Raw genomic sequence first — 15,689 nt, 5'->3', positions numbered from 1 at the left:
GCCCTGGTATTCGTACTGCTCGCGCGGGTCCTGGTCGTAGTACGCACTGCCCTTGCTGCCGGAGAAATAGTTGCCGCGCTTGCGCCACGCGTAGGCGGCCATCACGTCCACCCTCTCACCGCGCCAGCCCAGCGCCAGGCGCCAGGCCTGGTCATCGCCATCGAACGGGTTGTCACCACTGCGCGATTTCACTGGCACCACCAGGGTGCGGTCAGCATAGGGCGAGGCCGGCGACGACTGCGGGAACCCCTCCACCGTGCGGTAGTCCTCGCCGGTGTGCAGCCGTGGCAGGCGCGGCGAGACCGCATTGCTGCTACCTTCGATCTTCAGCTCCCCGCCGAAGCGCTCGCCGGCCGGCACGATGTCGTCGACGTCGAGGGTCTTGATGACCATCGCTCCGCCGATACCGCTGTGTACATCGCGCACCAMCGCTGGCCCCTTGATGACCTGGATGCCACCAATCAGGTTGGGATCGATGTAGTTGCGGTTGCTGACGCCGTTGTAGCCCCGCCATACGGTCAGTGCCTGCTCGCCGCCGTCGATGCTGACCGGCACCCGTCCCGGCCCCTGGATGCCGCGGATGTTGAGGTCCAGTGCGCCGCTGTTGCGGGCGTCGCCGCTGAACACACCGACCAGGTCCTTGACCACGTCGGCCGGGTTGGCGCCGCGATAGCGCTCCACCCGGTCGCGACCGGAATAGGCCGTGCTCAGGTCGAGCGCGAACACGTCGTCGTATCCCCAACGATCACGTGTTTCGCCGCCGTCGGCCTGCAGGCGTCCGCCCACCTTCAGCGTGTCGGTGACCACCACCCCGCCGTCATCGGCGGCGGCCTGCAGGGTCCAGGTACCGCCCGGCTCCTGCTGCGCGCGCAGGCCACTGCCCTGCAGCAACTGGTCCAGTGCCTCGGCGGGGCTGTACTGGCCCTGCACTGCGCGCGAGCGCCGCCCTTCCACCAGATCGCTGCGGAACACCACCTGCACCTGCGACTGGCGACCGAAGCTGCGCACTGCGCCGGCCAGGGCTTGTTCGGGGATGGCATACGCGCGCACGGAGGCGGTAGCGGCCTGGGCGCGGGCGGTCGGCGCCCAAGCGAAGGGAACCAGTGCCGTGGCGATGGCCAGGGCGAGGATGGTGGCGCGGCGATGACGGGCGGATGCCGGGAACGGCATGAACGGTGACTCCTCAAGGTGGCGGGACCGTGCGCACTTCGGGTGCACGCGGCTCGGTTGGCTTGAGAAGAAACGCGGTTTCGCTCTGGCTATACCACTAGAGACAAGGTGGGATCGGATCTGCCCACGGTTTTTTTCGTTGATCGACAGATCATCCACGCATGGCGTGGATCTACCATGCGCCCGAATAGATCCACGCCATGCGTGGATGAACACGAATCACGCCAGTAGATCCACGCCATGCGTGGATGAACCCACCCACTAGTCCCGTGGCATCACCACACCAACAACGCGCCGCCCGGCAGGCGCTGGCTGCGCAGACCGGCCTGCCGGGCCACTGCGGCAATCGCCGCATCCGGCTGCTGCAGGTGGAACAACCCACTCACCGCCACCTGCGCGCCCTGACCGTGCAGAACCCAGACCGGCGCACGCCGATAGCGGGCAAGGCGCTCGATCGCCTGTTGCGCAGGCAGATCATCAATGACGATCTCGCCGCGTCGCCACGGTGCGATGGCCTCCACATCGGCCAGCTGCAACGGCTGCAGCCAGCGGCCATCACGGAACGCGCGTGCCTGGCCCGCCTGCAGCCGCTGCGCGGCGACATGACCCGGCCTGATCTCCACTTCGCCCTGGCTGACCTCGGTGGTCACCACGGCATCCTGCAGTGCAACGCTGAACGCCGTGCCGATGTCACGGATCTCGCCACCGCCTGCCTCCACCCGGAACGGTCGTGCTTCGTGCGCCACCTGGAACCAGGCCCTGCCACGCAGCAACTGCAGGCGGCGCTGGCCGGCGCTGAAATCAAGCGCCAGCGCGCTGCCTGCATCCAATATGGCAGTGCTGCCATCCTGCAGCTGCACCGTGCGCGGCGCGTTGTCGCTGCGCACGTCGCTGCGGACCAGCAGCCACGCGTGCGGCGCCGCTGTTACCGAAAGCAGCAGCACCGCCGCACTGGCCAGCAGCCAAGGCACTCGACGACGCGGCTGCAGGGGCCGCAGCGCGGGTTCGGCGGTCAGCTCCGGAAGCGCAGCCAGGACATCCGGGCCGGCGGCATCCAGGCATTGCCAGAAGGCCTGCTGCTGGCGCCAGGCATCGGCATGYCGGGGATCGGCCTGCAGCCAGCGTTGCAGGGCGCGTTGCTGGCGCTCCGGCAACCGGCCCGCATTGCACCGTATCACCCAGCGCAACGCCTGCCTGGCCTGACGCGGCGAGGGTATGGACGTAGTCATGATTGTGGCCTGCGGCACCACCAACGGGTGCGCCTTACAGTTGAGACAACGGCGAGCGGCATCTGCCCACGGCACATGCCGGTCATGCGCGGCTTCCCCGCTGGTGCTGCTGGATGAGCAGGGCCGCGCGCATCACGTACTTGCCCACCACGCTCTTGGAAATACCCAGGCGCTCGGCGATCTCGCGTTCGCTCAGCCCCAGGTAGCGGTTGAGCACGAAACACTCGCGCACCTGCGGCGGCAGCGCCAGGATGGTCTGGCTGATCTCGCGCAGCTGGGCCTGGTCCAGCGCCTGCGCCTGGCCATCAGTGCTGGCATCGGCCAGGTCGCTGGCGTACTCCGCCATCGCCCGCCGTTCGCGTGCGTCGGCCTGGCTGCGGTTGAGCGCGTGGTGGTAGGCCATGYGGTACAGGTACCCGCGCGGTTCCAGGATCGGCGGGTCGCCGGGCACGCTGCTGGCCTTCAGATAAAGGTTCTGCAGGGTGTCCTCGGTACTGGCCGGGTCGAGGTAGCGGGCAATGAAGCGGGACAACGCACGGCGCTCGCGGATCAACAGCTCGATCAGCGCCAGGGCATTGGGAGACATAAGTGCCAAGGCCGGACCGGGGAATGATGGGCGTGATGGCGACGGTCCGGACCGGGAGTGTAGGCGGCAACCGCCGATCCTGCACCCCCGGTCATCCGCCACGTTGCACGCACGGCCTGGATCTACGGCTCCTCCAGCGCCTCGAAACGCTCGGCCAGATAGTCGATCAACGCGCGTACCGCCGGCAGCAGGCCGCGCCGCGACGGGAACACCGCATGCACGATGCCGTGCCTGGGCTGCCACTGCGGCAGGATCGGCACCAGCGCGCCGCTGGCCAGTTCGTCGGTGATCATCATCCGCGGCAGCATCAGCACGCCGACACCCGCCACCGCCGCACTGCGCAGGGCGATCATGTCATCGCTGACCAGCCGCGGGCGGTGGTGCACGCTGGCCTGCACCTGCTCCGGCCCGGCGTATTCCCAGGCATGCACCTGGGCGGGCGATGCCAGGTCCACGGTCGGCATCATCGCCAGATCAGCCGGCACTTTCGGCGTACCCATGCGCTTGAGCAGGGCCGGGCTGGCAGCCGTACACCAGATGCGGCGGGCCAGCACGCGCACCACCAGATCGCTGTCCTCCAGCGGTGGCGGGCGCACGCGGATGGCCACATCCACGCCCTCGCCCACCACGTCCACGCGCCGGTTGGTGGCATCCAGCTGCAGGGTCACCTGCGGATGCAGGGCCAGGAAGTCAGCCAGCATGGCGCCAATGCGCGCGTGCAGCAGTGCGATCGGACAGGCCAGCCGCAGGGTGCCGCGTGGCTCGGCACGCGACAGCGCGATGGCCTCCTCGGCGGCTTCGGCCTCCACCAGCATCGCCTTGCAGTGCCGGTAGTAGTCCTGGCCGATCTCGGTGACCGAGAAGCGGCGGGTCGAACGTTGGATCAGGCGGACACCCAGYCGCTCCTCCAGCAGGGCGATGCGGCGGCTGAGCTTGGACTTGGGCATCGCCAGCGCGCGCCCGGCCTGCGAGAAGCCGCCATGCTCGACCACCATGGCGAAGTAGAACAGGTCGTTCAGATCGCAGCGGCGGATGTCGGCGATGAACACGGGACGATCTCCTGCGGCCCTTGCCGGGCCTGCATCGTTCACTAAATAGGACTATGACGGCAAATTCTGCCGACTACCGGGGCCATTGTCACGCCGATATCGTCTCCGCAACGAAAAACAGCGACCGGTTGCCCCGGTCAGGAGATCGCCATGAAGCGTGTCACCGGTACCTACAGCGCCCCCCGCCCGCACTGGGTGGGCGACGGCTTCCCCGCCCGTTCGATGTTCTCCTACAACACCCACGGCCAGCACCTGAGCCCGTTCCTGCTGCTGGACTACGCCGGGCCGTACAGTTTCCCGCCCAGCGAGACCCCGCGCGGGGTCGGCCAGCATCCGCATCGCGGCTTCGAGACGGTCACCATCGTCTACGAAGGCGAAGTGGCCCATCGCGACTCGACGGGTGCCGGCGGCACCATCGGCCCGGGTGACGTGCAGTGGATGACCGCTGCCTCCGGCATCCTCCATGAGGAATTCCACACGCCGGAATTCAGCAAGCGCGGCGGCACCCTGGACATGGTGCAGCTGTGGGTCAACCTGCCCGCCAAGGACAAGATGGGCGCACCGGGCTACCAGACCCTGCTCGATGCGCAGATTCCTTCAGTGGCCTTGCCCGACGGTGCCGGCCGCGTACGCGTCATCGCCGGGACATTCGATGGCCATGCCGGCCCGGCCCGCACGCATACCCCGATGGACGTGTGGGACATCCGCCTGCTGCAGGGCCAGCACGCCGAGCTGCCGGTGGCCGACGGCCGCACCCTGGCGCTGGTGGTGTTGAAGGGCACGGTGCGGATCAACGGTGGCCAGGCAGTCGGCGAAGCACAGCTGGTGACCTTCGACCGCAGCGGCGAAGACGTGTTCATCGACGCCGACAGCGACGCCACCGTGCTGCTGCTCAGCGGCGAACCCATCGACGAGCCGGTGGTGGGCTATGGCCCGTTCGTGATGAACACCCAGGCCGAGATCAGCCAGGCCGTCAACGATTTCAACGGCGGCCGCTTCGGCCAGATCGCGCACTGATCCACTGCATTGCGGCGGGCAACCGCCCGCCGCATTCCGGGCCTTCGCCCCCTCCCCAGGAGACTGACCATGAGTACCCCCGCCAACTTCAACGGCGCCCGCCCGGTGATCGACCCGGACAACGCCGCGATGCTGCTGATCGACCACCAGAGTGGCCTGTTCCAGACCATCGGTGACATGCCGTTCACTTCAGTACGCGCGCACGCCACCGCCCTGGCGAAGATGGCCGCGCTGGCGAAGATGCCGGTGATCACCACCGCGTCGGTACCGCAGGGGCCGAACGGCCCGCTGATCCCGGAGATCCATGACGCCGCACCGCATGCGCAATACGTAGCGCGACGGGGCGAGATCAACGCATGGGACAACCCCGAATTCGTGGCCGCGGTGAAGGCCACCGGCCGCAGCCAGCTGATCATTGCCGGCACCATCACCAGCGTCTGCATGGCCTTCCCCTCCATTGCCGCCGTCGCCGACGGCTACCAGGTGTTCGCGGTGGTCGATGCCTCCGGCACCTATTCGAAGATGGCCGAGGAAATCACCCTGGCGCGCGTGGTGCAGGCCGGTGTGGTGCCGATGGATACCGCTGCGGTCGCCTCGGAAATCCAGCGCACCTGGAACCGCGAGGACGCCCAGCAGTGGGCCGCGATCTACACGCAGATCTTCCCCAACTACCAGCTGCTGATCGAGAGCTACCAGAAAGCGCAGGACGTGCAGAAGAACCACGAGCAGCTGGATTCGCAGCGTAGCTGAGCCGCTGCATCCGCGGCGATTTCCGCCTGCCGGCACGCCGCCGGCACCACCGCAAGCCAACCCCGACCAGGACACCCCCATGGCCAGTGAACCGATCCGCGACCCCGTCAGCGACCACCTGCTGACCCCGCAGAATTCCGCCTTCATCATCATCGACTACCAGCCGGTACAGGTGAACTCCATCGCCTCGATGGACCGCCAGCTGCTGGTCAACAACATCGTCGGCACTGCCAAGGCGGCGGTCGCCTATGGCCTGCCGATCGTGCATTCGACCGTGAACGTACAGACCGGCCTGAACAAGCCGCCGATCGCGCAGCTGCGCAAGGTGCTGGGCGACTACCCGACCTACGACCGCACCACCATCAACTCCTGGGAAGATGTCGAGTTCCGCAAGGCGGTGAAGGCCACCGGCCGCAGGAAACTGATCATGACCGCGCTGTGGACCGAAGCCTGCCTGACCTTCCCCGCGCTGGATGCGCTGAAGGAAGGCTATGAGGTCTACGTGGTGGTCGACGCGGTGGGCGGCACGTCGCTGGCCGCGCATGATGCCGCGCTGCGCCGCATCGAACAGGCCGGCGGCCAGCTGATCAGCGTGACGCAGCTGTTCTGCGAACTGCAGCGCGACTGGGTACGGGCGGAGACCGTGCCGGCCTTCATGAATCTCTTCATCGAAACCGGTGGCACGGCTGGCATCCAGTTCTCGTACGATCGTACCGAGTGATTCCTTGGCGGCTCCGGCTCCGGCTGGCGCCGCCTTTTCCTGCAACCGAGCATGGCTCGGCCCTACCACCGGGAATTCCCATGGCCTACGCACGCATTGTTTCGACCGCCGACAACTACCTGCACCACATCAGCAACGGCCACTTCGATGTCGCGGCCGATGAACCCGCTTCACTCGGCGGCCAGGGCAAGGGCTTCGCCCCGTTCGACCTGTACCTGGCCTCGCTGGCCGCGTGTACCGCCATCACCCTGCGCATGTACGCGCAGCGCAAGGGCTGGGAGCTGGGCGAGTTCCACGCCGAGCTGCGTTCCGAACGTGATGCGGATGGACGCTTCCATGTGCACCGTGTACTGCATGCCACCGCCGAGYTGAGCGATGCGCAGTGGCAGCGCTTGCTGGAGGTGGTGGAAAAGACCCCGGTGACGTTGGTGATGCGCGAAGGTGCACGGATCACCAGCGAGCGCGGGGCTGCTGCCTGATCGCCGGGCATGGCCCGGCGCTACCGGAGGAGCCTGGCGCCATCAGGTAACGCCGGGCCATGCCCGGCGGCCCTGGTTTCAACGCCGCGAATGCAGCACGGTGCGCTGGCGCATGGCGTTGAATTCCTGTTCGACCTGCTGGATGTCTTCGACCTGGAAGCCGGCGGCATCGAGCAGCTGATCGGCCGCGGCGGCAGCCAGCGGATCATCCTCGCGCTGGCGCCAGCAGCGTGCCGGCAGGAAATAGCCGACCTCGCTGCGCCCGCGCATGATGACCACCGGCCGCCCTGCATACAGCAGGAATTCGGCCAGATGCTGGCGCAATCCCTCCACCGAGACATAGGCCGGCCCGATGCCCAGTGCCTGCGCGGCGGGCTCGGAACTCTCGAACAGTTTGCGACGGCTCATCCACTCCTCCTTTGTGCAACGCGTGGTCTCCTTTCCTAGACGGGCGCATTGCCGCACCCCCGCCACACGTGTCGTGACTGCGATCACGCTGTCCGATCAGAAACCGGTATTGAACTCCAGCTGGAACAAATCGATCGACAACGGCGGGCCCGACACTTCCTTGGCCGCCATCCACTTGCCGCTGATCCAGCTGCGCGCGTCCAGCGCATAGGCGCCGCCCACGTAGTAGCCGCGCGCATTGGTGCCGCCCAGGTGAAAGTTCGGATCGTTGTAGGCATCGGGCAGTGCATCGGCCTCGATCCGCTTGTAGCCCAGCAGGGCCTGCCACTGGCCCTTCTCCTTCAGCTCGGTGGCGCCGAAGGTGGCCTGCAGCATCCAGGCGGTGTCGCCGCTGCGGAAGGTGTCGATGCTGGCACTGCCACCGGCACCGTAGTTGTTGACGATGCCGTTGTTGGCCCGCGCGAACATGGCCTGCTTGTCATAGGCCAGGTTGCGGATGTAGTCCGCATCCAGGCGCATGCCGATGTCCTGCGCAAGCTGTGTATCCCAGCGCAGGTTGAAGGTCGCCAGGCGGAAGGCAGAAGCCAGGCCCACATACTGCGGCGTGGGCGTGTTGGCCGGATCCAACGGGTTGCGGGCGATGTCGCGGATCAGCATCAGGGTGTTGCCCTTCTGCATGAACGCCGGCCGCGACCAGTCGGTATCGCAACCGACCGCGCCGGCGTACAGCGCGCAGGGAGACGACAGGCGACCACTGATGTTCTTGAAATCGTAGTAGCCCAGCGCCGCACGCAGGCTGTTGTCATCGTTGAAGCGCCAGTTCACCCCCACCTGCGCACCGGACAGCCACTTGTTCTCGTTGGGCGTCTTCACCCGGCTCTGGCTGGGCGCGCTGTCGGAGGTGTACTCCAACGGCACCACCGCCAGGTTGCCGAACAGGCCGACGTCCTCGGCGAGGTCGTAGCTGAGGTTGRCCGCCAGGCCGTCGAAGTTCAGATCGTTGGAGAACAGCGTGTCACTGGTCCAGAACGGATTGCCGAAGCGTCCGCCGCGCACCGTCACCCAGTCGGCCGGGCTGTAGGCCAGCCATGCCTGGTCCAGCCACACGTCCTTCTTGCCCAGGCCACCGCCAAGCTGTTCGGTGGTGGACACCGGCCCGTTGCTGCTGCCGCTGGCCAGGCGCACGCCTGCGGTGGTGTGCTGGCCGATCGTCGCTTCGATGCCCAGCCGTGCGCGGATGCGCCACAGATTGCGGCGGTCCTGGCGGGTGTTGAGCAGCGGCGGCAGCTGCAGGTTGGTGTTGTTGTTGGTATCGAAGCCGTTGCCGGCGTTCACCGAGGCCCAGTTGGTCTCGATGTCGCTGTTGCGCTCGGAGTAGAAGCGCGATTCGCTGCGCACACGCATGTCACCGCTGACCTTGATGCGCTTGGTCCACTCGGCCACCTCGTTCGGCGCGGCCCAGCCCTCGGCTTTGGCCTGCGCCATCACGTCCTGGCGTACCTCATCTCGGATGCCATCGCGCACGCTCTGCGGCACGTACGGCACACGTACGTCGCCGGCTTCCAGCGCCACGCCGCCGCTGCTGGCTGCGCTGACCGCGGTACCGCGTTGCGCAGCCGCCGCTTCTGCTTCGGCCTGCACCAACAGGGCCTGGCCGTCTTCGGGCTTGAGCGCGCCGCTGGCGATCAGCCCCTTGATCAACTTGACCATGGTGGTTTCGGCAGCCATCGCACTGGCCGGCGCGGCCAGGCTGAGCAGTACGGCGCAGCACAGCAACGCCCGTCGGGCCGGCCGTGGGCGGCGGGATGCGGTTCGAGCGCGGTCGTGGTCGTTCATCACGGTTCTCATCGAAAGAAGGGAAATCACGGAAGTCATCGGTCACGCGCCGGGACGGCGCCCCTGGATCAGCACGCGCGCGGGGAAATCCAGCGACGCCGGTGGCATCTGGTCGACCTTGCCGATCTGTCGCAGTGCTTCAAGCACGGCCACGTCGGCCTCTTCGTTGCCGCTGCCACGCACCAGCTCGACMTTCTCCAGCCGGCCATCGGGCGCCAGCCAGACATTCACCTGCAGCTGGAACGCCAGGCGCTTGACCCGCGCGTCGCGCGAAATCGCCTGCTGCATCAGATAGCCCAGGTAGCGGCCATAGCTGGCGTTGCCGGCACCGCCGCGGCCAACGCCGGACGAGCCACCGCCGCTGCCCGACTGGATGCCGAAGTTGTCACCACCGGCCTGTGCATCGGCGTCCATGGTCACAGGGTCGGCGTTGTCCGGCGTCGGCGTCGGTTCTTCGGCCGGCGTTGGCTGGTCCAGCGGTTCCGGCTCTGGCACGGTCTCTTCCGGCGGCGTCTCCGGCTCAGGCGGCTTTTCCGGTGGTGGTGGTGGAGGCGGCGGCGGTGGTGGCAACGCCAGCATGGGCGGCTGCAGCACCGGCCGGCGGGTGCTGGCGGTGTCCTTGAACAGCAGCCACCACACGGCAACATCCAGTACCAGCAGCGCCGCCAGCACCAGCGCGATCGTCACCAGCAACTGGCGTCCGCGCGTACCGGGCTCCTGCAGGGGTGGTCGATGACCGGCCATGCCTCAGCCCTGCGCCTTGCCGGTGACCAGGCCGACCTGGGCCAGCTCCAGCCGACGCAGCAGATCCAGCACCTCGACCACGCGCGCGTACTGCACCTGCGCATCACCGCGCACGATCACCGGGAAATCCGGCGAGGTTGCCCGTTCGGTACGCAGGCGGTCCTCCAGCTCGGTCATCGTCACCGGGTAGGCATCCAGGAACACCTGGCCACTGGGGTCGATGGTGATCGCCTTGGTCTTGGGCTTCTCCAGTGCGGTGCTGTTGCTGGCCTTCGGCAGGTTGACCTCGATGCCGGGAATGGAGGCGTTGCTGGTCAGGATGAAGATCACCAACACCACCAGCAGCACGTCGACGAAAGGCGTCACGTTGATGCCCTTCTCGCGCTTCTTGATGCCGAACTTCGCCTTGTAGCCCATGGCCGGCCCCTCAGCCCTGGACCACGGCCGGGCCGCGCCCGTCCTGCTCTTCGGCCAGGCGSGYGGCGAACTCRTCSAYGAACACCGCCATGTCGGCGCCGATCGCTTCGGCGCGAGCCCCCAGCCAGTTGTAGCCGAACAGCGCAGGAATCGCGACGCCCAGGCCGGCGGCGGTACACAGCAGCGCTGCCGCCATGCCCGGGGCCACCGAGTTGATGTCCACCGCACCGGCCATCGCCGCCACCACGAACACCAGCATGATGCCGATCACGGTGCCGAACAGACCGACATACGGTGCGCCCTCGATGGTGGTCGACAGCCAGTTCATGCGCCTCGCCATCGCTTCCTGTTCGCGCACCATCACCGCATCCATCGACGCGCGGATGGCGGCGATGGTGGCCGCGCTCAGGTAGCCGGAGTTGCCATCGCGCTGATGACGCTGCTGCATTTCATCGATGGCCACCTGGTAGATGCGCCACAGCGAGCCATCGTGCATCGCCGTCGGCACCTTGCCCTGCCGGTCCATCTCGGACAACGTGCGCAGCGGCACGCCGGAGAGCTTGCTGAAGCTCTCGGTGAACACCGCATTGGCCTTGCTGGTGCGGCCGAAATGACGGCTCTTGGCGATCATGATCGCCCAGGACAACAGCATCATCAGGCCGAGGATGGCGACCACCACCCAGGCATCGAACGGCATCGCCTTGAGGATGAAGGCGAAGTGGCTCTGCCCGGCCGACTGCTCGTCGGCGCCGTAGCTGATCAGGCGCGAATCGGCGCCCTGCGCGGTGGCATCTGCCAGCAGCAGCGCCGCCGGGCGTGCTACGCGTGAGATGCGCAGTTCATCCAGCGCGCCATCGAAGTTGGCCAGCGGTTGCGCCGCGCCCGGCGCATCGGCACCCACCACCGCTGCGGTGGTCAGTGCCGGCAGCTCACCACTGAGCTGGGCCACCACGCGACCGTTCAGATACAGCTGCAGCGACCCCTTCTCGGCGGTAACCGCAACATGCGCCCACTGCCCTTCCGGAATCGGCTGCGCCGGCGTGCTGCGTTGACCGTTGAGCTGCACGAACGGCACCCGGTTGTCGATGCCCACCACCAGCTCTGCGCTGCCATCGCGCCGGGCGTAGATCGCCTGCGCGGTGGTCAGCGCGCCCGGTTTGATCCAGGCAGAAACAGTGAGCGGCGCACCCGCTTCCTGTGCCAGCGAAGCACTGGCCGGCAGCGGCAGTGGACCGACGCCCAGCTGCACGCCACGCCCGATCACCGTGCTTTCCGCCGCAGGCACTACTGCACCGGCCGTGTTGCCGTAGGCCGTGGTATCACGGGCCGGCGCATTGGCTTCAGCAAAGTGGTAGACCAGCGTGTAATCCGGATCGAACACCTGCTGGCCATTGCCGCTGGCCGGTGCCTTCGCGTTGCCGTAGTACATCCAGATCGTCTGCGGCGCGCTGGCGGTCAGTGCCGGAACGTCCACCCAGACCAGGGCCAGGCCCAGGTTCGGGTCGAACTGCTCGATCTGATGGGCCAGCACGGTGCGACCGTCGGCAGAAACGAAACGCAGGTCGTTGCCACCCTCCTGGGTGCCATCAAAACCGAAGTTGCCGGTATGCAGGCGCAGCAGCAGCGGCGTACGCCCGGGGTTGCCGGTCAACCCCGCGCCCTGTGGGCCTGCGTCGACGGTGATCGGCTTGCGGTACTTCCATTCGGCCTGCCACCAGTTGGCATCGGCCGCGGCCGCGGGCAGCGCGATCAGCGCAGCCAACAGCAGCAACATTCGGGAAAGCAGACGGTCCATGCAAAAGGTCTCCGGAGAACGCATCTCAAGGGAAGGGTCAGTAGCTGGTGCTGATGTTGAAATGCAGGCGCGGGTCGTCCTTGCGCGTGACCGGGCCATCGGCGTAGGGCCAGGCGTAGTCCAGGCGCAGCTGCAGGTGTTCGCCCAGGCGCAGCTGCGCGCCCAGCCCGACCGACGCCAGGTTGTACTTGTCGCGCTGTTCCGGCAGCGGCTGACGCAGGCGCAGGTAGGCCGCGTCGGCGAAGCTGTACAGCCGCAGGTCGGTACCGCTCCACAGCGACCACGCCGGGGTGCGCCATTCCAGGTTGGCCAGGCCACCGTAGTCGCCGATCGCTTCGGCCGACAGGTAGCCGCGCACGGTGTACATGCCGCCGGCGGCGAACTGTTCGGCCGAGACCAGCGGTGCATCGGTCGCCTGCAGCGAGCCACGCGCAGACCACTGCCAGTCGTTGCCGAAGGTGTGCGTGTTGGAGACATCGGCCTTGAACGCCACGAAACTCGGATCGGCCCAGTAGCGCTTCTGACCGAAATCGGTGGCGTTGCTGCCATAGCCGAACAGACGCCGGGTTCCCGCCACCAGCTGCGTGTTGATGCTCAGCTGATCGTGCTCGCCCTGGCGCACGCCGACGAAGGCCAGCGTGACCGGTGCGTACTTCAAGGGCGTCTTCAGGCTGTCCTTGCCCATCTGCGTGTCTTCTTCGGTGTCCTTGAAGTCCACGCCGAGGCTGAGCTGGCGCCACCAAGCGCCGCTGCCCGGCAGGCGGTAGTTGAGCTTGAGACCAATGGAATGACCGTTGCCGATCACGTTGGTGCCGGTGCCCGTGCCTGCGCCGCCTTGTCCGCCGGCATTGAGTACGCGGCTGTCGGACGTGTAGCCTGATGCCTCAAGACTCCACGGCGTGCCCTCGAAGGGAACGGTGTAGGAGGCGGAGAACACCTTTGCCTGGTGGGTGTCTTCCGGCGCGATGAACACGCCGATGCTCGCACTGTGGCCGCGCCGCCACAGGTTGTCGTGGGCCAGCGATGCACTCAGGCGCAGCTTCTCGGTATCGGCGCTGTGGTCGTTGTTGAGCGCCGCACTGGCACGCCRGGGCGACTTCTCTTCCACCTGCAGGTCCACATCCATGGTGCCCGGCACCTGGCCTTCGCGCACCAATGGCATCACCTGGCGGCGGCCCCCTTCGTTCAGCGCCGTCAGTTCCTTCTGTGCCTGGTCGAAATCGGGCACGCGCCCTTCAGCCAACGACGGCACCCGCTCGCGGATGCGCTCGGGTGAGTCATGGCGGGCACCGACCACGCGCAGCTGGCCAATGGGCGTCTGCTGCACCTTCAGCAGCACCACGCCCGCGTTGACCTGCTGCTCGGGCAGCTCCACATAGACCGATTGGTAGCCGGCCTGCTGGTACAGCGCGTTGACTGCATCGCGCGCCTTCTCGACATCGGCGAGCGTTTTGCCGGGGCCGAGGAACGGTTCGACCGCGCGCTCGATCTGGCGCGCATCGAGCACGGTGTTGCCGCGCACGATGTACTCGTTGATGTTCACCGTGGGCGCTGGCGCGGCGTCCTGCGCGAACGCTGGAGACGGCAGCGAGGCCAAGGCCAGCAGCAAGGGATGCAGGCGCAGCGGAAGGCGAACGGCACGGCACGGAACGGGAGTCATCGAAGGCATCGCGTCGTATCGAAGGGAATGGCCAGGGAGCGGCGCGTGGGTCTACCAACAGGACGTGCAGGCCGCGTTAAAACCGCCAACAGTTTTGTGACAGCACTGTCATCTGTTGACGATGCTGAAACAGGCGCAGGCGGACACTTCGCCTGGCACACGTCTTCATTGCAAAGCGCTTGCTGCCTCGGGTGATTCAGGATGCACACCACTCTGCTTACGCCAAACCGCCCTGCCCTCTGCCTGACGTTGGTTCTGGCTCTGGCTTCGCCCTGGGCGCGGGCCGACCAGGCTGCCAAACAGGCAGATGCAGCGCCATGCATCGAAGTACAGGTCAATGGCGAGCGCATCCCCGCCTGGGACTGCCTGCAACGCAAGCTGGCGCCGGCAGAGAACAACGCCCTCCATCCCAATCTTCCCGAGGCCGAGCGCTTGATGCGCAAGCCCGGCAACCAGTTGCTGCAGTACAACCTGGAGGGCACGCGGCAGCGCATGGGCGATGCGTTCGGGCGTTCGGTGGTGCCGCAGCGTCCAGCGCGCTGAGCCGTGTTCAGTGCCGCCCCAGCGCGGCGGGAACGATGCCATCGGTGGGCAGCGGCGGCAGTTCGGGCACGGGCAGCGAGCGCGGTTGTCCTGCCTGCTGCAGTTCAACCGCGTTCGCGCTGATTGCTGCCAATACGGTAGATGGACCAAGCCGCTGCCCCGGCGCATAGGCCTGGGCAGGTGCCCTATCCACCGACAGCAATGCCAGTGGCGCCTGCCGCCCTGCCATCACCCCCAGCACGGTCACCTCGGTCTGTACTGCACCTGGCGAAAGCAGCCGCACCAGCGGTGCGCTCGCAGCGTCGTCGAAGGCCGGGGCAGCGGGTACGGCGATCTGCACCGTGGCGGCGGAAACGCGAGCCGGCGCCATGAACAGGGCCATGCCCCAGTATCCCGCGACGGTCAGCAGCAGCATGGCCGCCAGCAGGGTCAACGTGCGATTGCGATCCCAACGCCTGCCGTCCATGTTCCGCACCTTCGCCAGGTTCCTGTGCGGCCACGCTAGCAGCTGACGCTGACGCTTTTGTTTCATCATCCGCGCCTACGCTGGCAGGTATCGGCAAGGACGGGAAGCGATGTGCGATGCAAGGCAGACCACGCGGTTTCACCCTGATCGAACTGATGGTGGTGCTGGTCATCATCGGCATCTGCACGGCGGGTATCGGCCTCGGCCTGGGCAGCCTGCTCGACCCTGCGCGGCAGCTGCGCCAGGAATCGGAGCGGCTGGCGCAGCGCCTGCAGGTCGCTCGCGATGAAGCGCGCATTGATGGTCGGCCGATCCGCTGGCAGGCCACTGCAGAGGGTTACCGCTTCAGCCGCCGCGACAGCCAGGGCTGGGTCGAGCTGCGGCGTGATGACCTGCTGCGCCCCCAGCAGTGGCAGACCCGTGGCATCACCGTGCAACCCACGGCTGCCATCGAGCTGAGCCCCGAATGGATTGGTGTGCCGTGGGAGCTGGCGTTGTCGCTGGACGGTCGTCGACTGCGTCTTCGTGATGATGGCAGCGGACAATTGCAGGTCCTGCAGTGAAACGGCAGCAACACGGATTCACCCTGATTGAGGTGCTGATCGCGTTGGCCATCGTGGCCATCGCATTGGCGGCGGTGATGCGCTCGGTGGCGGTGGCGACCGATGACCAGTCGCGTCTGCGTGACCGTCGGCTGGYCCTGTTGTGCGCGCAGGACCGCTGGCAGGAGCTGCGTCTGTCCGCACAGCCTCCCGGCGATGCACGTCTGCTGTGCCTGCAGGGGCGCACCCGCTTCCTGGTGCAGCAGCACCTGGGCAA

The 15,689-nt window shown here is 67.1% G+C and carries 18 protein-coding genes; 7 read left to right on the top strand and 11 right to left on the bottom strand.

Annotation, left to right across the window (positions count from 1 at the left end; genetic code table 11):
• From AC1DJN_RS13915 to AC1DJN_RS13900, 4 genes are all read right to left on the bottom strand, one after another.
• Positions 1 to 1,170: STN domain-containing protein (locus AC1DJN_RS13915; RefSeq protein ID WP_478039334.1), on the bottom strand; the 1,170-nt coding region annotated here is incomplete at its 3' end.
• A 275-nt stretch (positions 1,171 to 1,445) separates the two neighbouring features.
• Positions 1,446 to 2,399 carry a FecR family protein gene (locus AC1DJN_RS13910; protein ID WP_442251779.1) on the bottom strand — a complete coding sequence of 318 codons (954 nt, stop codon included), beginning with the start codon at positions 2,397 to 2,399 and terminating at the stop codon, positions 1,446 to 1,448.
• An 82-nt stretch (positions 2,400 to 2,481) separates the two neighbouring features.
• Positions 2,482 to 2,985, bottom strand: a complete 504-nt coding sequence (locus AC1DJN_RS13905; RefSeq protein ID WP_478039333.1) for an RNA polymerase sigma factor — start codon at positions 2,983 to 2,985, stop codon at positions 2,482 to 2,484.
• Positions 2,986 to 3,107: 122 nt separating this feature from the next.
• Positions 3,108 to 4,034, bottom strand: a complete 927-nt coding sequence (locus AC1DJN_RS13900; RefSeq protein WP_032974583.1) for a LysR family transcriptional regulator — start codon at positions 4,032 to 4,034, stop codon at positions 3,108 to 3,110.
• A 150-nt stretch (positions 4,035 to 4,184) separates the two neighbouring features.
• On the opposite strand from AC1DJN_RS13900, the gene AC1DJN_RS13895 reads away from it, so the two are divergent.
• From AC1DJN_RS13895 to AC1DJN_RS13880, 4 genes are all read left to right on the top strand, one after another.
• Positions 4,185 to 5,051: a pirin family protein gene (locus AC1DJN_RS13895; RefSeq protein ID WP_134832649.1), complete on the top strand. Its 867-nt coding sequence runs from the start codon at positions 4,185 to 4,187 to the stop codon at positions 5,049 to 5,051.
• Positions 5,052 to 5,120: 69 nt separating this feature from the next.
• The gene (locus AC1DJN_RS13890) at positions 5,121 to 5,801 is read left to right on the top strand and encodes an isochorismatase family protein (protein ID WP_442251387.1); all 681 of its coding nucleotides are present in this window, start codon (positions 5,121 to 5,123) and stop codon (positions 5,799 to 5,801) included.
• A gap of 79 nt (positions 5,802 to 5,880) precedes the next feature.
• Positions 5,881 to 6,522, top strand: coding sequence for a hydrolase (locus AC1DJN_RS13885; protein ID WP_025874387.1), 642 nt, complete (start codon positions 5,881 to 5,883; stop codon positions 6,520 to 6,522).
• Between the two features lie 80 nt (positions 6,523 to 6,602).
• Entirely contained in the window at positions 6,603 to 7,001 is a 399-nt protein-coding gene (locus AC1DJN_RS13880; RefSeq protein ID WP_025874386.1) for an OsmC family protein, read from the top strand.
• 78 nt (positions 7,002 to 7,079) lie between these two features.
• On the opposite strand, the gene AC1DJN_RS13875 is transcribed toward AC1DJN_RS13880, so the two are convergent.
• The 6 genes from AC1DJN_RS13875 to AC1DJN_RS13850 all read right to left on the bottom strand — a co-directional run bounded on the left by AC1DJN_RS13875 (position 7,080) and on the right by AC1DJN_RS13850 (position 13,861).
• Positions 7,080 to 7,409 carry a hypothetical protein gene (locus tag AC1DJN_RS13875; protein WP_025874385.1) on the bottom strand — a complete coding sequence of 110 codons (330 nt, stop codon included), beginning with the start codon at positions 7,407 to 7,409 and terminating at the stop codon, positions 7,080 to 7,082.
• 96 nt (positions 7,410 to 7,505) lie between these two features.
• Entirely contained in the window at positions 7,506 to 9,245 is a 1,740-nt protein-coding gene (locus tag AC1DJN_RS13870; protein WP_478039332.1) for a putative porin, read from the bottom strand.
• Between the two features lie 42 nt (positions 9,246 to 9,287).
• Positions 9,288 to 9,989, bottom strand: a complete 702-nt coding sequence (gene tolA, locus AC1DJN_RS13865; protein ID WP_478039331.1) for a cell envelope integrity protein TolA — start codon at positions 9,987 to 9,989, stop codon at positions 9,288 to 9,290.
• Between the two features lie 3 nt (positions 9,990 to 9,992).
• Entirely contained in the window at positions 9,993 to 10,406 is a 414-nt protein-coding gene (locus tag AC1DJN_RS13860) for an ExbD/TolR family protein (protein ID WP_025874382.1), read from the bottom strand.
• Between the two features lie 10 nt (positions 10,407 to 10,416).
• Positions 10,417 to 12,201, bottom strand: a complete 1,785-nt coding sequence (locus tag AC1DJN_RS13855; protein ID WP_478039330.1) for a DUF2341 domain-containing protein — start codon at positions 12,199 to 12,201, stop codon at positions 10,417 to 10,419.
• 37 nt (positions 12,202 to 12,238) lie between these two features.
• Positions 12,239 to 13,861, bottom strand: coding sequence for a ShlB/FhaC/HecB family hemolysin secretion/activation protein (locus tag AC1DJN_RS13850; protein ID WP_478039329.1), 1,623 nt, complete (start codon positions 13,859 to 13,861; stop codon positions 12,239 to 12,241).
• A gap of 201 nt (positions 13,862 to 14,062) precedes the next feature.
• Between AC1DJN_RS13850 and AC1DJN_RS13845 the strand changes: the two genes are divergently transcribed.
• The gene (locus tag AC1DJN_RS13845; protein WP_032974574.1) at positions 14,063 to 14,404 is read left to right on the top strand and encodes a hypothetical protein; all 342 of its coding nucleotides are present in this window, start codon (positions 14,063 to 14,065) and stop codon (positions 14,402 to 14,404) included.
• 7 nt (positions 14,405 to 14,411) lie between these two features.
• Here the strand turns inward: AC1DJN_RS13845 and AC1DJN_RS13840 are convergent, their stop codons facing one another.
• Entirely contained in the window at positions 14,412 to 14,870 is a 459-nt protein-coding gene (locus AC1DJN_RS13840; RefSeq protein ID WP_032974572.1) for a general secretion pathway protein, read from the bottom strand.
• A gap of 116 nt (positions 14,871 to 14,986) precedes the next feature.
• Between AC1DJN_RS13840 and gspH the strand changes: the two genes are divergently transcribed.
• Both gspH and gspI read left to right on the top strand, forming a co-directional pair.
• Entirely contained in the window at positions 14,987 to 15,433 is a 447-nt protein-coding gene (gspH, locus tag AC1DJN_RS13835; protein WP_059064322.1) for a type II secretion system minor pseudopilin GspH, read from the top strand.
• Positions 15,430 to 15,689 (top strand): type II secretion system minor pseudopilin GspI (gene gspI, locus AC1DJN_RS13830; RefSeq protein ID WP_478039328.1); only part of this gene is annotated, 260 nt, incomplete at its 3' end. The genes gspH and gspI, both read left to right, overlap by 4 nt.

The sequence above is a fragment of the Stenotrophomonas sp. 05L414_2 genome (assembly GCF_056397905.1).
The sequence above is the reverse complement of the archived record's forward strand: the minus strand, read 5'-3'. Positions and strand labels throughout refer to the sequence as shown.